13 protein-coding genes and 1 pseudogene are annotated in these 15648 nt (G+C 66.2%); 7 read left to right on the top strand and 7 right to left on the bottom strand.

The features are described from left to right. Positions 1-1146, bottom strand: a complete 1146-nt coding sequence (locus BST42_RS10745) for a thiolase family protein (RefSeq protein ID WP_083118566.1) — start codon at positions 1144-1146, stop codon at positions 1-3. Positions 1147-1214: 68 nt separating this feature from the next. Here BST42_RS10745 and BST42_RS10740 point away from each other — a divergent pair, with 68 nt between their 5' ends. Further along, positions 1215-3401, top strand: coding sequence for a molybdopterin-containing oxidoreductase family protein (locus BST42_RS10740; RefSeq protein WP_237159358.1), 2187 nt, complete (start codon positions 1215-1217; stop codon positions 3399-3401). Here the strand turns inward: BST42_RS10740 and BST42_RS10735 are convergent. Beyond that, complete coding sequence (locus BST42_RS10735; protein WP_083118868.1) at positions 3398-4609, bottom strand: CaiB/BaiF CoA transferase family protein; 1212 nt, start codon at positions 4607-4609, stop codon at positions 3398-3400. The two genes, BST42_RS10740 and BST42_RS10735, sit on opposite strands and share 4 nt — an antisense overlap. 215 nt (positions 4610-4824) lie before the next feature. On the opposite strand from BST42_RS10735, the gene BST42_RS10730 reads away from it, so the two are divergent. Beyond that, the gene (locus BST42_RS10730; protein WP_110918567.1) at positions 4825-6288 is read left to right on the top strand and encodes an aldehyde dehydrogenase family protein; all 1464 of its coding nucleotides are present in this window, start codon (positions 4825-4827) and stop codon (positions 6286-6288) included. Between the two features lie 43 nt (positions 6289-6331). Here BST42_RS10730 and BST42_RS10725 read toward each other — a convergent pair whose 3' ends face one another. From BST42_RS10725 to BST42_RS10715, 3 genes are read right to left on the bottom strand one after another with little or no spacing between them, the layout of a single operon-like run. Then, positions 6332-7534, bottom strand: a complete 1203-nt coding sequence (locus BST42_RS10725) for a cytochrome P450 (RefSeq protein ID WP_083118564.1) — start codon at positions 7532-7534, stop codon at positions 6332-6334. Then, positions 7534-8142, bottom strand: coding sequence for a cysteine hydrolase family protein (locus BST42_RS10720; RefSeq protein WP_083118563.1), 609 nt, complete (start codon positions 8140-8142; stop codon positions 7534-7536). Before BST42_RS10720 ends, BST42_RS10725 begins: the two co-directional genes overlap by 1 nt. Further along, positions 8139-9143: an aromatic ring-hydroxylating oxygenase subunit alpha gene (locus tag BST42_RS10715; RefSeq protein ID WP_083118562.1), complete on the bottom strand. Its 1005-nt coding sequence runs from the start codon at positions 9141-9143 to the stop codon at positions 8139-8141. Before BST42_RS10715 ends, BST42_RS10720 begins: the two co-directional genes overlap by 4 nt. Positions 9144-9274: 131 nt before the next feature. On the opposite strand from BST42_RS10715, the pseudogene BST42_RS10710 reads away from it, so the two are divergent. Together BST42_RS10710 and BST42_RS10705 are read left to right on the top strand one after the other, a co-directional pair. Beyond that, positions 9275-10781: pseudogene (locus BST42_RS10710) on the top strand (flavin-containing monooxygenase). A gap of 5 nt (positions 10782-10786) precedes the next feature. Then, on the top strand, positions 10787-11896 hold the full coding sequence (locus BST42_RS10705) for an alpha/beta hydrolase family protein (RefSeq protein WP_083118865.1): 1110 nt from the start codon (positions 10787-10789) through the stop codon (positions 11894-11896). Here BST42_RS10705 and BST42_RS10700 read toward each other — a convergent pair. Beyond that, positions 11884-12492: a TetR/AcrR family transcriptional regulator gene (locus tag BST42_RS10700; protein ID WP_165760830.1), complete on the bottom strand. Its 609-nt coding sequence runs from the start codon at positions 12490-12492 to the stop codon at positions 11884-11886. The two genes, BST42_RS10705 and BST42_RS10700, sit on opposite strands and share 13 nt — an antisense overlap. A 34-nt stretch (positions 12493-12526) precedes the next feature. Between BST42_RS10700 and BST42_RS10695 the strand changes: the two genes are divergently transcribed. From BST42_RS10695 to BST42_RS10685, 3 genes are read left to right on the top strand one after another with little or no spacing between them, the layout of a single operon-like run. Then, positions 12527-13576: a phosphotransferase gene (locus BST42_RS10695; protein ID WP_083118560.1), complete on the top strand. Its 1050-nt coding sequence runs from the start codon at positions 12527-12529 to the stop codon at positions 13574-13576. Continuing rightward, entirely contained in the window at positions 13573-13947 is a 375-nt protein-coding gene (locus BST42_RS10690) for a nuclear transport factor 2 family protein (protein ID WP_083118559.1), read from the top strand. The genes BST42_RS10695 and BST42_RS10690 overlap by 4 nt, the downstream gene beginning before the upstream one ends. After that, positions 13911-14990 (top strand): TIGR03857 family LLM class F420-dependent oxidoreductase, encoded by a 1080-nt coding sequence (locus tag BST42_RS10685; RefSeq protein WP_207569478.1) that lies wholly within the window; start codon positions 13911-13913, stop codon positions 14988-14990. Before BST42_RS10690 ends, BST42_RS10685 begins: the two co-directional genes overlap by 37 nt. Before the next feature lie 16 nt (positions 14991-15006). On the opposite strand, the gene BST42_RS10680 is transcribed toward BST42_RS10685, so the two are convergent. Beyond that, the gene (locus BST42_RS10680; protein WP_083118557.1) at positions 15007-15609 is read right to left on the bottom strand and encodes a TetR/AcrR family transcriptional regulator; all 603 of its coding nucleotides are present in this window, start codon (positions 15607-15609) and stop codon (positions 15007-15009) included. Between the last annotated feature and the right edge of the window lie 39 nt (positions 15610-15648).

The following is a 15648-nucleotide window of genomic DNA, read 5'->3' as shown; positions in this document are numbered from 1 at the left end:
CTACCGCGTCAGGATGGTCGCTGCCGCGGTCCCCGGTGCGCCGTAGAGCTGGGTGAAACCGACCTTCGGCTGACCGGGAACCTGCCGGTCGCCCGCCTCGCCGCGCAACTGACGGACGATCTCGTGGATCTGCCGCAGCCCGGACGCGCCGATCGGCTCGCCGTTGGCGATCAGCCCGCCGTCGGTGTTGATCGGCATGGAGCCGTTGATCTCGGTCGCGCCGTCGGCCAGCAGCCGCTCCTGGTCGCCGTCCGGGCAGAACCCGCACTCGGCCATGTGGATGATCTCCGCGCCGGCATCGGTGTCCTGTAGCTGGATCACGTCGACGTCGTGTGGTGACACACCGGATTTTTCGAACGCGGCGCGGGCGGCGAACACCGTCGGTGCGGGCACCTCGTCGACGGGGCCGAAGGTCGTGTTGACCTCGTAGGCGCCGTAGGTTCGGGTGCGGATCTCGACGGCCTTGAGGTACACCGGCTTGGCGGTGTAGCGGTGCGCGATGTCGGCCCGGCACATCACCACCGCCGCGGCGCCCTCGTCGGGCGCGCAGAACATGTACTGGGTCAGCGGGTAGTTCAGCATCGTCGAATTGAGGATCTGGTCTTCGGGGATCGGCTTGCGGCGGAACGCATTCGGGTTCAGTGCGCCGTTACGAAAGTTCTTGGCGGCCACCCTGGCCAGGGTGGACTGGGAGATACCGTGGTCGTGCAGGTAGCGGTTGGCCTTCATGCCGAAGAACTGCGTGGTGAGGTACTGGCCGTTCTCGGCATACCAGCGCGGCATCCCGACCAGCGCGGGATCCTCGGTGAAGGCGCCGCGCGGGTGCTTGTCCAGACCGATCGCGATGCCGATGTCGTAGTCGCCCAGCCGGATTCCGTCGGCACACGCCTTGGCGGCGCTGGCCGCTGTGGCGCAGGCGTTGAAGACGTTGGTGAACGGGATCCCGGTCAACCCGACCATGCCGACGATGGCGTCCGGGTTGGCGACGGTCCAGCTGCCGCCGGTGGCGAACTGCACGTCCTTCCATTCGATGCCGGCGTCGGCGACGGCGGCGAAGATCGCGTCGACACCCATCTGCATCGCGGACTTACCCTCGAACCGGCCGAAGGGGTGCAGGCCGACGCCGATGATGGCGACATCGTTCATCGATGGTCTTCCTCTCGGGATCCGCGGAGACGCGCAGGAACTGTAACACTTACAGTATCGTGTCCTACGTGGCTTCCACGATCGAGCACAAGACCACCTTCTGCCGCATCTGCGAACCGCTGTGCGGCATGGTGGCCACCGTCGAGGACGGCCGGTTGACGGCACTGCGCCCGGACAAGGACCATCCGCTCTCGGCCGGTTTCGCCTGCCAGAAGGGCATCGCGTTCACCGAGGTGCAGAACGATCCGGACCGGGTCACGACACCGCTTCGCAAAAGCCGGGCTGGCTACGAACCCGTGAGCTGGGACGAGGCGCTGTCCGATATCGCCGCCCGGTTGACGCGAATCCTGAACGCCCACGGGGCGGGGGCGGTCGGCTGGTACATGGGCAACCCCGGTGCTTTCAGCTATGCGCACACCTTCGCGGCCTTGGGGTTCATCAAGGGCCTCGGCCGCGGCGGCCACTACTTCACGGCGTCATCGCAGGACACCAACAGCAGGCTGATCGCCAGCCAGATGTTGTACGGGTCTCCGACGTCGGTGCCGATCCCGGATCTGACCCGAACCGACCTTCTGGTCATGATGGGCGCGAATCCCGTTGTCTCCCATGGCAGCTTCCTGACCGCGCCGCGGATCAAAGATCGAATGCACGACATCGTCAAGAAGGGCGGGCGTGTCGTCGTGGTCGACCCGCGCCGCACCGAGACGGCGGCGGCCTTCGAGTGGTTGCCCATCGTGCCCGACGCCGATTCGTTCCTGCTGTTGTCGCTTCTGCAGGTGATGTTCGCCGAGCGCCTCGTCGACACCGCACGGGTGAACGCACAGGCCGACGGCCTCGACTGGCTGCAGTCGCTGTGCGCGCCGTTCACCCCGGAGGTCACCGCGGCGCACACCGGCATCGATGCCGACAGTGTCCGGTCCCTCGCCCGGGATCTGGTGCGCGAACCGCGGGCGGCCGTCTACGGCAGGCTCGGGACGTGCGTCGGTCGCTACGGCACACTGACCACCTATCTGATCGATGCGGTGAATCTTGTTGCGGGAAACCTCGATGCGCCCGGCGGATCGGTGTTCAGCTCGATGGAGACCGTCGGTGGACGCTGGCAGGCCACGATGATGGGTCTTGCGATGCGCCGCTCGTATCGCAATCGGTCGCGGATCGGGGGGATCCCCATCGCCGTCGCGATGGAACCGGCCGCGCTGATGGCCAAGGAGATCATGACGCCGGGCGACCGCCAGATCAGGGCGATGTTCGTCTCGGCGGGCAACCCGGTCCTGTCGGTGCCCAACGGCGACGAACTCGAGTCGGCTTTCGACTCCCTGGAATTGTCTGTCGCCCTTGACTTTTACGTCACCGAGACGACCGGCAGGTTTGACTACATCCTGCCGGTGACCACGATGTACGAACGCGACGACTTCCCGTACACCTTCCAGGCCTTCCAGGCCACGCCGTTTCGGCAGGCCACCGACGCTGTGGTCGCCCCGGCAGGACAGGCCCGGCCGGAATGGGACATCATTGCCGATCTGATGGCCCGGCTGGCCCCCGGCATACCGGCCTTCGCGGTGTTCACGACTGCCCGAAAAGTACTGGGCCGCTTCGGGGTGAACCTCCAGCCGCGGATCATGATCGACGCGCTGATCCGATTGTCACAGGGCGGTGACCTGTTCGGCTTGCGTCGCGGCGGGCTGACCCATCGCCGGTTGATCGAGGACCATCCGCACGGTGTGGTGGTGGCACCGCATATCCGCACCGGTGCGCTGCGCAACTCGGTGGCCTATCTGTCCCGCCGGGTCCGGCTGAATCATTCCGCTATCGGCGCCGAGGTCGAGAAGCTCGGCAGCAGTGGACATCCCGAGGGCTATCCACTGCGGATGATCGGGATGCGCGAGCCGCGGTCGGAGAACTCGTGGATGCACAATGCGCCCCTGCTGATGCGAGGCCAGCGGGGTCACCGGGCACTCATCGGAGTCGACGACGCAGCCGAACACGGCATCGCTGACGGCGACGTGGTGCGGGTATCGTCGCCGTACGGCCAGATCACCGTCGAGGTGATGACCACCAAGGACTTGATGGCCGGAGTGATCGCCGTTCCGCACGGCTGGGGGCACACCGGCACCGGTACCTGGAAACTGGCGAATCGCGCAGGCGGGTCCAACGTCAACCGGTTGACGTCGAGCGAGCCCGAAGACGTCGAGTCGCTGGCGGGGATGGCCTGGCTGACCGGCGTCCCGGTTCGCGTCGAGCGAGTCGACACCTAAGCGATCGCGCCGGACTCCTTGAGCGCCTCGATGCGGTCCCAGTCGATGCCGATCTCCATCAGCACGATCTCGGTGTGCTCACTGGCCTGCGGGGCGCGGGTGGTTTGCAGCGCTTCATGATTGAACTGGACCGGCCCGCGCACCACCTTGAACGGTGCCCCGCCATCAGCGGCCTCCACCTCGACGATCATGTCGTTGGCGATCGCCTGCTCGTCGGTAGCCAGATCGACCAGACTCTGGAACGGCGCCCACTGGCCCTTCATCGTCTTGAGGTGCTGACGCCAGTACTCGAACGGCTTGGCGGCGATGGCCTCGGTGATGAGCCGGACACCCTCTTCGGCGTTCTGGATCAGCGGCATCACGTCGGAGAACCGGGGGTCGTCGGCGAGTTCTGCCAAGCCGAGATGTTCCCAGGTGTCGCGGATGTAGCCGGTCGGGCTGACGATGCACAGGTTGATCGTGCCGCCGTCGGAGGTCAGGTAGTTGGCCATGAACGGATTGACCGATGTCATGGAGCCCGGCATCAGCGACCGCATGGTCTCGCCGGTCTCCATGCCCTGGGTGACGCTTGCGCCGGCCGCCCACCACGCGGTGCTCAGCAGCGACACGTCGATCTCCACCGCCTCGCCCGTCCGCTCCCGATGGAACAGCGCAGCGGAGATGCCGCCGGCGATGTTCATCCCGCCGATCGAATCACCGAACGCCGGAATGCCCTGCGGCAGAGCGCCTCCGAGCTCCTCCGGGGTGAGCGCGTGGCCGACGCCACTGCGTGTCCAGAACGCGGTGCCGTCGAAGCCGCCGACCAGGCGCTCGGGTCCCTTGTCGCCATACGCGCTGCCGCGGGCGTAGATGATGTTCGGGTTGACCGCGCGGATGTGCTCGACGTCGAACCTGTTCTTCTGCCGGGCCTGCGGCATGTAGTTGGTCAGAAAGACGTCGGCGGTCTTGGCGATCTCGTAGAGCACCTCCTGGCCGTCCGGCGTGGAAACGTCGATGCCGACGCTGCGCTTGCCGCGGTTGGGATGTTCGATCAGCGGGTGCCGGTTCGGGTCGAGCTGAAAACCACCCATGTTGATGAAGCCGCGCTGAGTGTCGCCGCGGACCGGGTGCTCGACCTTGATGACGTCGGCGCCCCAGTCCGCCAGGATCGCCCCGGCCGCCGGAACGAACGTGAACTGCGCGACCTCCAATACCCGGATGCCGTCCATCACCTTGATCAAGATCATTCCTCTCGCCCGACCGTGGTAACCACATTCTCACACCCCGGACTCGGCGGGTCGAGGAATGGGCTCAACACCCCTCCAGGCGGCTACTGTAACGTTTACCGTTGACCATCCCAGAGCGGAAGGTGGTGTCTGAAGTGTGTGAGCAGGGAGCGAGCGTGGAGCTCGGGCTGCGGGCGGCACAGCGGGCCGAAACCCGGATGCTCATCGACGGGCAACTCGCTGCGGCGGCCGACGGCGCCGAGTTCGACAACGTCAGTCCTGCGACCGGACGGGTGTTGGGGGCGACTGCCGCCGCCGGGCCCGCCGATATGGACCGCGCCATCGCAGCGGCCAGGCGGGCTTTCGACGACACCGACTGGTCTACCAACCGCCCGCTGCGCAAGCGGTGCCTGGCCCAGCTACAGGCCGCCCTGGAGTCCGAGAAGGAAGACCTGCGCGAGGAACTCGTCGCGGAGGTCGGGTGCCCGGTGATGTCGACGGGCGACGCTCAATTGGAGTGGTCGCTGACCGACTCGCTGCGCTACCCGTCCCGGCTGATCGACGAATTCGGCTGGGAGCGAACGCTGGACGGCGGGGGTCTCTTCGGCGATCGCAACGTCCGCACCGTCGTCAAGGAGCCGGTCGGCGTGGTCGCGGCGATCACCCCGTCGAACTACCCGATCGAGGTCATCCTCAACAAGCTCGGCCCCGCGCTGGCGGCCGGCAACACCGTCGTCCTCAAACCCGATCCCAACACCCCGTGGAACGCCACCCGCATCGGCAGGCTGGTCGCCGAGCACACCGACGTCCCGCCCGGTGTCCTGGCCGTGGTGCCCACCCCCGACAACGGTGTCGCGGGACTGCTGGCCACCGACCCGCGGGTGGACATGGTGTCGTTCACCGGATCTACCGCGGTAGGCAAGCAGTTGATGCGTGACGGTGCCGACACCATGAAGCGCACATTCCTGGAACTGGGCGGCAAGTCGGCGCTGATCGTGCTCGACGATGCCAACCCGGCGCACATCGTCGGTGGAGCGGTCGGGGTATGCGTGCATGCCGGGCAGGCCTGCGCGCTCACCACGCGGTTGGTGATCCATGAATCGCGCTACCCGGAGGCACTGGCCGCGATCACCGCGGCCTTCCAGTCGGTGCCGGTCGGTGACCCGGCGCTGCCGAGCACATTCGTCGGCCCGCTCGTCAGCGCCACGCAGAAGCAGCGGGTGCTCGACGCGTGCGCCCAGGCTCGTCGTGACGGCGCCGAAATCGTCGTCGGCGGAGGCGATGTCGACGGTCTGCCGGAGCACCTCGCCGGTGGGTATTTCGTCGCACCCACGGTGATCATCGGTGCCGACCCCCGGTCCGCGATCGCTCAGCAGGAGATCTTCGGGCCCGTGCTGGTGGTGCTCCCGTTCCGCGATGACGACGAAGCCGTCCGCATCGCCAACGACAGCGTCTACGGGCTCGCCGGCGCGGTGCTGTCGGGGTCCGTGGAGCGTGGCACCGCTGTCGCGCGCCGGATCCGCACCGGCTCGGTCGGTGTCAACGGCGGAATGTTCTACGGCGCCGATGCCCCGTTCGGGGGTTACAAGGACAGCGGCGTCGGCCGCCAGTGCGGCCTCGAGGGATTCGAGCAGTACCTGGAAACAAAGACACTTGCGTTCCGCGCCCCACGCCAGTCATAGGAGGAGGCCCAATGAGCAAGTTGGACAACAAGGTTGCCGTCGCCTAGCGGACCGCGGTGAAAGTCACCGGCAGCGCGGTCGGTGACCGGAACGGCTGGCCGTGGATGTGCGGATCGCCGTCGGTGATCAGCGTGATGTCGCGCAGTCGATCCAGTAGAGACTCCAGCGCGACACGGGTCTCCATCCGGGCCAGGTGCAGCCCCATACAGGTGTGCTCACCCGCCGCGAACGTGATGTGCGGGGTGTGTTTGCGGAAGATGTCGAATTTCTCCGGGTCCGGCCAGCGGTTCGCATCGCGGTTGGCCGAGCCCATGCACACGTCGATCACCGAACCGGCTTTTATCGCAACACCTTCCAGTTCGTTGTCCTCGGTGGCGAACCGCTGCACGGTGGTCAGCGGGGTCTCGTAGCGCAGGCCTTCCTCGATGGCCGGCGCCAGCAGTTCCCGGTTGGCTTGTACCGCCGCGAACTGCTCGGGATGGGTGAGCAACAGATAGAGCAGATTGCCCGACGACCGGTAGGTGGTTTCCAGCCCGGCCGGCAGAAGCAGTCGCAGGAACGAGTAGATCGCCTCGTCGGTCAGCTTCTCCCCGTTGATGTCGGCACTCACCAGATCGCCGATGATGTCGTCGGTCGGCGTCGACCGACGTTTGTCGATCTGCTCGAGAAAATAGTCCTTGAGCGCCGTCGAGGCCTCGAATGCTTTCCGGTAATCGACGGCGTAGCTGATCAGTTGGACCGCGCGGCGCCGGAAGGTGGGCAGATCTTCTTCGGGTAGACCCAGAAGCCGGGTGATGACGCGGGTTGGGAACTCGAAGGTGAATGCCCGGACCAGGTCGGTGTGCTCGTCGCGGATGAATTCATCGATCAGACCGTTGACGATGGGGCGGACCACCTCAGGTTCCCAGCGCGCCAACGACTTCGACTTGAATGCCGCGGAGACCAGATTGCGGTGATCCCAATGGGCCTTGCCTTCCATCGCCAGCAACGACGGCCCGATGAACAGTCCGATGGTGGAGTCGTAGATGGAGGAGTTGAACACCCGCCCGTCGCGCAGCACCTTGTTCACGGCGTCGAAGGACACCGCGGCATACTCCTGTTTCGGGCGCAGCGACTCCGGCGTCTTCGAGTAATCCATCACCGTCCCGCGGAAGATCCCAGGGCCGCGGCGCATCTCGGCGAAGAACGGATAGGGATCGCGCAGATAATCAGCAGGCAATTGCGGCACTGCGGTATCGGTGTCCATCATGCCTCCCAGGCCGCGATGAGTTCGTCGGTGGTGGTGATGGTGGCAAGCAAGGCCAGGGTGTTCTCGATGACGGCGGTGCCGTACTCGGTGGGTACCCCGGCCACCGCATCGCGCGGCAGCACCACCCGGTAGCCGGCGTTGACGGCGTCCATCACCAGATTCGGAATCGCCACGTTCAGTGACACCCCGACGGCGACAACGGTGGTCGCACCGAGGTTGCGCAGGATCGGGTCGAGATCGGTACCGCCCATCGGGCCAAGGCCATGCCACCGGCTCAGGACGAGATCGGTTGGCTCCGGCCCGAATTGCGGCAACAGCGTGGCACCGGGGCTGCCCGGCGCGATGTCCACCGCCCGCGCGCCGATCGCGAACAGCGTGGCGTTGTGGTTGGAGCCGAGTCCATCACGCCTGCGCTGAGCCAGGCAGTGCACCACGGTCGCCCCGGCCGTCCGCGCCGCGGGCAACAGGCGGGTGATGTTGGGTAGCGCCTCACGCTCGGCTTCGCGGGCCAATGCTGCCAGTCCGGCACCGGGTCCGACGACGGCGCCCTGTAACTCCTGGGTGACGATGACGGTATGGCCCGGGTCGACGAGATCGGCGTTCATACCGGTGCCGCCGCCGAGACGTCATAGAACTGCAGAGCCCACTTGCGCATTGCCATATAGGGTTTCGCGTCAACTTTCGCCAGCGCCGGGTGTTCGACGTACTTTTGGTACCGCCAGATCTCGAGGTCGTCCCACACCGTGCCCAGATACTGCTTCTCCACCCGTTCGCGAATGTCGGCCGGCGGAATGTCACTGGTGTCCCCAGTCTTTCGCGGCCACCAGATCGAATAGAACATATTGGACACTTCGTCGTCGACGGGTGTGCAGGCGAAGATCAGCCGGTGGTTCGACGTGCCCTCGAACGCACTGATGGCGAAGCCAAGCCCGGAGAAGTGGCTGTGGATCCGCAAGGCCATGGCGTTCGGGTCGCCGCTGCGTGCATCGGGCCAGCCGGTGACGAACCGCCACTCCTCATCGACTGCCTCCCACTCCAGGCAGACCGGCGTGACCGTCGCGTGGTGGACGTAGTGGAAATGGGAACTGTCCGGCCCGTTTTCGGCCACGATCTGCGGGTGCACCGGTTCGTTCCCGGCGAAGCGGGAGAACTCCGGGTACGGGCGGTAGTACTCGTCCGGGGCGGCGGTGAATTGCGGGAACTTGGCGAACATGTCGGGCAGCTCCCACCGGGGTGGCTCACCGCCCGGGTGGTGCCACAGGAAGATGCAGCCGTGCTGCTCCTCGACGGGGTAGGTCCGAAGGCGTAGTCCCTTATTGGGCCGATCCGGCTGGTAGGGGATATAGGTGTTGGCACCGTCGGGCCCCCAGCGCCAGCCGTGGAACGGGCACTCGATGCAGTCGCCGACGACGGTGCCGCCGTGCCCGATGTGCGCGCCGAGGTGCTTGCAGTGGCCCTCGAGCACGTGCAGCTCGCCGGATTGGTCGCGATAGATCACCATGTCCTCGCCGAAGTAGTGGAGCGGCCGGACGTCACCGACGGCGTACTCCGCCGACCAGCCGATCATGAACCAGCCGGTGACCTTCCAAGTGAACGGAACCTTCACGCGGAACCTCCTCGAACCGATGTGTACCGCATCGCCCACCTGAGGGTTTGGCGGAACCGGCGATCCGGCCGGTTCCAATACTGTAATCATTACAGTCGCATCCGCTGTGCGGTGCGGCGAAGGGTCGGATGATGGATCGTGCAGATGTGCTTGTGATCGGAGCGGGGTTCTCCGGTTTGTACATGCTGCACCGGCTACGGCAGCTCGGGCTCCGGGCGCAGGTGCTGGAGAAGGCCCAAAAGATCGGCGGCACTTGGCTGTTCAACCGATATCCCGGCGCCCGGTGCGACATCGAGAGTATCGAGTACTCGTACAGCTTCTCCGAAGAGATTCAGCAGGAGTGGGTGTGGACCGAGACCATGCCCGCCCAGCCGGAGATCGAGGCGTACCTCAACTTCGTCGCCGACCGCCTTGACCTGCGCCGTGATATCCGGCTCGGGCATCCTGTCGATCCCGCTGGAACCCGACATCCCCGGGATGGGTACCTTTGCCGGCGACTCGCTGTTCAGCAGCCAGTGGCCCGAGGGCGGTTTCGACTTGTCCGGCCAGCGGGTCGGCATCATCGGCACCGGTTCGACCGCAGTGCAGATGATCCCGGTGATCGCGCGGGAGGTGGCGCAGCTCTTCGTCTTTCAGCGGTCGCCTGCGTTCACGTTGCCGTGGGAGGTTCGGCAGTTCGAGGCCGGCGAACTCGACGAGTTGAAGTCGAACTACAGCGAGATCCGGCAAGCGCAGCGCCAGCACCCGGTCGGTGCGGCACGACTCTCGGCCTTCTCAGTGCTGATCGACATGCTCGCCAGCCCGCCGATCAAGACGGCCAGCCGCGAGGAGCAGTTGCGTGCCGTCGAGGAGCGCGGCGTGATGGGTGCACTCAATTGGGGCGACATCTTCTTCGATATCGAAGCCAACCGGATGGCCACCGCACTGTACGGCGAGGCCGTCGCCAGGGTCGTCGACGATCCGGAGACCGCCGCGGCGCTGGTGCCGAGCCACCCATTCGGCTGCAAACGGCCGATCATCGACCAGGGCTATTACCGGACCTACAACCGCGACAACGTCACGCTGGTCGACCTCCGCAGGAATCCGATCCGCACGATCACCCCGGCGGGTATCTCCACGTCAACTCAGGACTACGACCTCGACGTGATCATCTACGCCACCGGATTCGACGCGATGACAGGTGCACTCACCCGCATCGATGTGCGCGGCCGCGATGGCGTGCTGTTGCGGGACGTATGGGCCGAACAGGGTCCGGTGTCCTACCTCGGGTTGGCCGTCACCGGGTTTCCGAACTTGTTCACCGTCCAGGGACCGGGCAGCCCGTCGGCGGCGACGAACTTCGTCACCGCGCTCGAACAGCATGTCGAATGGATCGGCGACTGCATCGCCTACCTGATGGCCAACGGCCACCGGACCATCGAGGCGACGCCCGAGGCGCAGCGCGAGTGGATCGAGCACACCACATCACTTGTGGCAGCGACAGTTCTGGTCCACCCGAGCTGCAATTCGTGGTACAACGGCGCCAACGTTCCCGGTAAGAAACGGATGTACATGGGCTACACGGCAGGCATTCCCGAGTACCGGCGCCGTTGCGACGAGATCGCCGACGCGGGTTACGCCGGCTTCCTGCTGGAGTGAGCGGGATGGGGCTGAGCAGCGCACACCGGCTGGCTACCCAACTGGGCGGCGTGCTGCCGCGGTCGCTGGCCGCGTTGCAGCTGTCGCAGGACTGGAGTCCGTTGTCCGGGCGCGGTCTACGGCAGGTCGCCGAGGTCGCCCTTGACGAACTGGTGGTCACCGGGATGACCCTGATGTCGTCGCCACCGCGGCTGGACCGGCCGGTCGAAGACTATGCCGGGGTCGCGGCCGAAGTGGCCGCGCTCGGCGTGGCCGGAGCGCATCCTGTGCCGGAGCCATTGGAGGTCAAGAGCATTCGTCAGGTCAGCGCCGGGGTGCTTTCCTATGACCGGATGAGCTACGACCACGACCCGCATCTGCCCACGGCGCTGGCCGCGGAAGGTCACGACGGCCCCGCCGGAGCCGAGGTCGTGCTGTTCCGCCACTCCGACGGACCGCGGCCCTGGCTGGTGTGGGTACACGGCGCGGGCCAGGGCGGCATGTCCGACATCCTCGTCGCCAGGGTCGGGCGCATCCACCGGGAGCTCGGCTTCAATGTCGCGTTGCCCGTCCAGCCCGGACATGGTCCGCGGCGCGACCGCTGGCCGGCGTATCCCGGCACCGACCCGGTCGCGAACGTCGCGGGAATGGTCCGGGCTGTCTCCGAAGTACGTGCGGTGATCGACTGGCTCGAACCCGACTCGACCACGATCGCGGTGTCCGGGTTGTCGTTGGGCAGTGCGGTCGCGGCGCTGGTGGCGGGTCTGGACGACCGGGTTCGCGCCGTCGCGCTCTACACGCCGATCCTCGGACTGAATGGGATGATCGCCCGGCATCTGCACCGGTGGGGGTCGGCGGCCGACATCATCGGTGCGGCAATGGCATCCGACATCGTGTCCGACCTGACCTCGGTGATCGACCCGCTCGCCCTCGACCCGTTACCGCCTCCGGACCGGCGGCTGATCGTCGGGGCGTGGCACGACCAGATGGCCTACCGGCAGTCCGCGTTGGCTCTGCACGAACGCTGGGGCGGGCAGCTGTACTGGCACGACGGCGGGCACGTCGGGCATCTGTTCTCGGGTGCGGTACACGCCCAGACCGAGCAGTTCCTGCGGGCCTTGACTCAGGCGCCGTAGTCGCGGACGATCCGCTCCCGCGCGTGCACCAGCTCGGCGTCCAGGTCGAAGCCTGGGGGCAGCGCGACCCACTGGAAGGCGAGACCGAAGAACGCGGCGGTGATATCGGTGACCGCGCGGTCCAGATCGATGTCCGGTCGAATCGAGTTGTCGCGCTGTCCCTTCCGTAGTCCGTCGGCCACGTTGGCGATGCCCCCGGTCAACTGGCCCTGGACGCGGTCGCGCAGTGGCGAGGTTGTCTTCATCGCCTCGAAGGTGGAGACGAACATCGCGCGCAATACGTCCCGGTCATGGGCGTACAGGTCACGTATCCGGTCGATGTGGGCAAGCACCTGGTCCATGCCGGTCGGGTACGGAACGAGTTCCGGGTTGAGCCGACTGACGTACTCCTGCAGGAAGTCCTCGAGGATCGCCTCCTTGCCGCCGAAACGGGCGTGCACCATGGTGCGGCTGTAGCCGGCTCGGCGCCCGATCTCGGCGGCAGTGGTTGCCTCCCAGCCCTTCTCGACGATGAGCTCGGCGGCGGCTTCCATCAGGCGGCGCCGGGACGTCTCGACTCGTTCGGGCTGCGTCAGACCGCGTGCGGGGGAGGGCACCCTTGCATATTAAACACCTCGCAACTATCTTGCGATGGTGACTTCAGCGACGGCAAGGGTGCCGTCAAGCATCCACGCAGTCGACCCGGCATGGCTCACCGAGGCATTGGGCGCGACCGTGACCGACGTCGTCGCCGAGCAGATCGCCCAGGACAGCGGATTCTCGTCGCTGCTGTATCGCCTGCACCTCACCGGCGAGGGAGTTCCGCCGACGGTGATCGCCAAGCTGGCCGCACAGTCGGAAGCCCGCGGCGCGATGGAGCTGCTTGGCGGCTACCGGCGGGAGTTGGCGTTCTATCGCGATATCGCGAGCCGCGCACCGATGGACTCGCCGCACGTCTACGCGGCTCGGATGGCCGACGATTGCGCCGACTTCGTGCTGGTGATGGAGGACCTCCGAGACTGGGACAACGCCGACCACCTCGCCGGATTGTCGATCGAACGCGCGCGGCTGTGCATCCAGCAGTTGGCCGGATTGCACGCCTGGTCGGTCGAACCGTCCAATATCGCTGCGCTGCGGGTATTTCCCAGTTTCGACATGCCCGCCGTCCGCGATCTACTGGTGCCAGCCTTCGGGCCCGGCTGGGAGATCTACCGAACGCACTCGGCGGCACCGTTGCCCGAGTCGGTGTCGCGTTTCGCGGAGCGGTTCACCGAGCATGCTGCGAGCGCGCTCGACGGCTTGACTGAGCGGTCGATGTTGCTGCACGGCGACATCCGCGCCGACAACATGTTCTTCTCGGGCGAGGAGATGAAGGTGGTGGACTTCCAGTTCGCCTGTGTCGGTGCGGGTGCGGCCGATATCGCCTACCTGGTCAGCCAGGGATTACCCACCGAGATCCGGCGCGGCCAGGACGAGACGCTGGTGCGCGGATACCTCCAGGACCTCGGCGACATCGGCTACTCGTTCGACGAGGCGTGGCGGCACTACCGGCTGGCGACAGGATTCCTGATCGTGTTGCCCGTCATCACATTGCTCGGTTGGGATGCGCTGCCGCAGCGCTCACGTGACCTCTGTCTGACGCTGACCGATCGGGCCGTGGCGGCGATCACCGACATCGATGCGCTCGAGGTGTTCGGATGAGCCGCAGCGCACGCGAGGTCGTCGAGCTGTACAACCTGGTGGTCTGGAACGACCGGGATGTCGCGCTGGCCGAGGAACTGCTGGGCGACAGTGTGATTCGGCACGAGGTCGGTGAAGCCGTGGTGCTCACCCATGCCGAGGCCGTTCAGCGCGTCGTCGACCATCTGGAGATGTTCGACGAGATCCGCTTCGACCTGAACCTGATGGTGGCCGGCGATGACGGCGAGCACGTCGCGATCGTCTACCAGTCACCCATGACGCTCAAAGACGGCACGCGAGTCGACGTGGGAAGTATGGAGATCTTCCGCGTCGTCGACGGCCGGATCACCGAAGTATGGAACTGCGGCTACAAACAAGGAGTTTGGGCGTGAGTGAACGCGTGCTCGATGAGCTCGGCTACTACCTGCTGGCCGGAGCCGGCGGCGAGGGGCCGGCCACGCTGATGGACGAAGCGCGCCGCGGTGAGGAGCTGGGCTTCGGTACCGGGTTCATCTCCGAGCGTTGGAACGTCAAGGAGGCGTCGTCATTGGTCGGTGCGGCGCTTGCCGTCACCAGCCGCATGCAGATCGCCACCGCGGCAACCAATCACAACACCCGTCATCCATTGATCACCGGCTCGTGGGCGACCACCATGCACCGCCTTTCCGGCGGCCGGTTCACGCTCGGCATCGGTCGCGGCATTGCGGCGATCTACGGGGCGTTTGGTATCCCACCGGTGACCACCGCGCAGATGGAAGACTTCGCCCAGGTGATGCGGCGGCTGTGGCACGGCGAGCTGATCTTCAATCATGAAGGGCCACTCGGAAAGTACCCGGTGTTGTTCCTCGATCCGGACTTCAACGAGGACATCAGGCTGGCGCTGGTGGCGTTCGGCCCGGAGACGTTGAAGCTGGGCGGCCGGGCATTCGATGACGTCATCTTGCACACCTACTTCACCCCGGAGACGTTGACTCGCTGCGTCAAGACGGTCAAGGACGCCGCCGAACAGGCCGGCCGAGATCCGGCCGACGTGCGGGTCTGGTCATGCTTCGCCACCGTGGGCGATCATCTGCCCGAGGAGTTGCGGCTGAAGAAGACCGTCGCGCGGCTGGCCACCTATCTGCAGGGCTACGGCGAGCTGATGGTCACCACGAACAACTGGGATCCCGCTGTGCTGGAACGCTTCCGCGCGGACTCCGTGGTGCAGTCGGTGGGTGGCGGGATCGATCACAAGGCAACGGCTGAACAGATCGAGCACATCGCGACGCTGATTCCCGATGAGTGGCTGGAGCCGTCGGCCACCGGGTCGGCGCAACAGTGTGTCCACCGCATCCGCAAGGAGTTCGACTACGGTGCCGACGCGGTGATCATGCACGGCGCCACCCCGGACGAGTTGGAGCCGGTGGTCGCGGCCTACCGGCATGCGGTGGGGTAGCCGAAGGCGTTACGGCTCAGGACAATTCCGGCGCAGGCAGCGGTAGCGTGCTTGCACCCTCCGGACGTAACCCGTCGAAAATGATCGCCAGGTAGCGCCGCCACAAGTCGGGCGGCGGATCGGAAAGACCATCCATCACGTGCACCGGTGCGCACATCAGCAGGAAGACGTCGGTCCCGGTGACATCGGGGCGGATCGCGCCGGCAGCGTGGGCGTTCGACACGAGCTTTTCCACGCCGGCATGCACCTCATCGCGGATCGCTACCACCCTGGTGTCATTCGCGCTGTACGTCAGCAGGTAGGTCAGGTCGTGCTGACGCCGTTGGTCGGCTGCGATGGTGAGAAATTCCAGCAGCGCCGCGCCAGGATCCTGGGCATCCGCCAACCGGTGCGCGGCGTCGGTGAGGGTGACCAGGTGGTCGCAGACCAGGGAGGCGATCAGATCCTCCTTGGAGGCGAAGTGCCGGAACACCGTGCCCTTGGCCACCCCAGCACGACGCGCGATATCGGCGACCGAAGCCTCCACGCCGCGCTCGGCGAACACCTCCTCCGCCGCAGCCAGTAGCGACTCGCGGTTACGCGCGGCGTCGGCACGCAAGGCACGAGCGGATGAGGTCACCCCCGTATGCTAGCAAGTTGACCGTGCGGTCATCTTTCG

This window comes from Mycolicibacterium rhodesiae (genome assembly GCF_002086695.1).
Classification (GTDB): Bacteria; Actinomycetota; Actinomycetes; order Mycobacteriales; family Mycobacteriaceae; genus Mycobacterium; species Mycobacterium rhodesiae.
The sequence above is the reverse complement of the archived record's forward strand: the minus strand, read 5'-3'. Positions and strand labels throughout refer to the sequence as shown.

Coding starts and splice junctions, on each gene's coding strand:
- BST42_RS10745 (WP_083118566.1), bottom strand. CDS start 1,146: ATGAACGATGTCGCCATCATCGGCGTCGGCCTGCACCCCTTCGGCCGG.
- BST42_RS10735 (WP_083118868.1), bottom strand. CDS start 4,609: ATGGACGGCATCCGGGTATTGGAGGTCGCGCAGTTCACGTTCGTTCCG.
- BST42_RS10730 (WP_110918567.1), top strand. CDS start 4,825: ATGCTCATCGACGGGCAACTCGCTGCGGCGGCCGACGGCGCCGAGTTC.
- BST42_RS10725 (WP_083118564.1), bottom strand. CDS start 7,534: ATGGACACCGATACCGCAGTGCCGCAATTGCCTGCTGATTATCTGCGC.
- BST42_RS10720 (WP_083118563.1), bottom strand. CDS start 8,142: ATGAACGCCGATCTCGTCGACCCGGGCCATACCGTCATCGTCACCCAG.
- BST42_RS10705 (WP_083118865.1), top strand. CDS start 10,787: ATGGGGCTGAGCAGCGCACACCGGCTGGCTACCCAACTGGGCGGCGTG.
- BST42_RS10695 (WP_083118560.1), top strand. CDS start 12,527: ATGGTGACTTCAGCGACGGCAAGGGTGCCGTCAAGCATCCACGCAGTC.
- BST42_RS10690 (WP_083118559.1), top strand. CDS start 13,573: ATGAGCCGCAGCGCACGCGAGGTCGTCGAGCTGTACAACCTGGTGGTC.
- BST42_RS10685 (WP_207569478.1), top strand. CDS start 13,911: ATGGAACTGCGGCTACAAACAAGGAGTTTGGGCGTGAGTGAACGCGTG.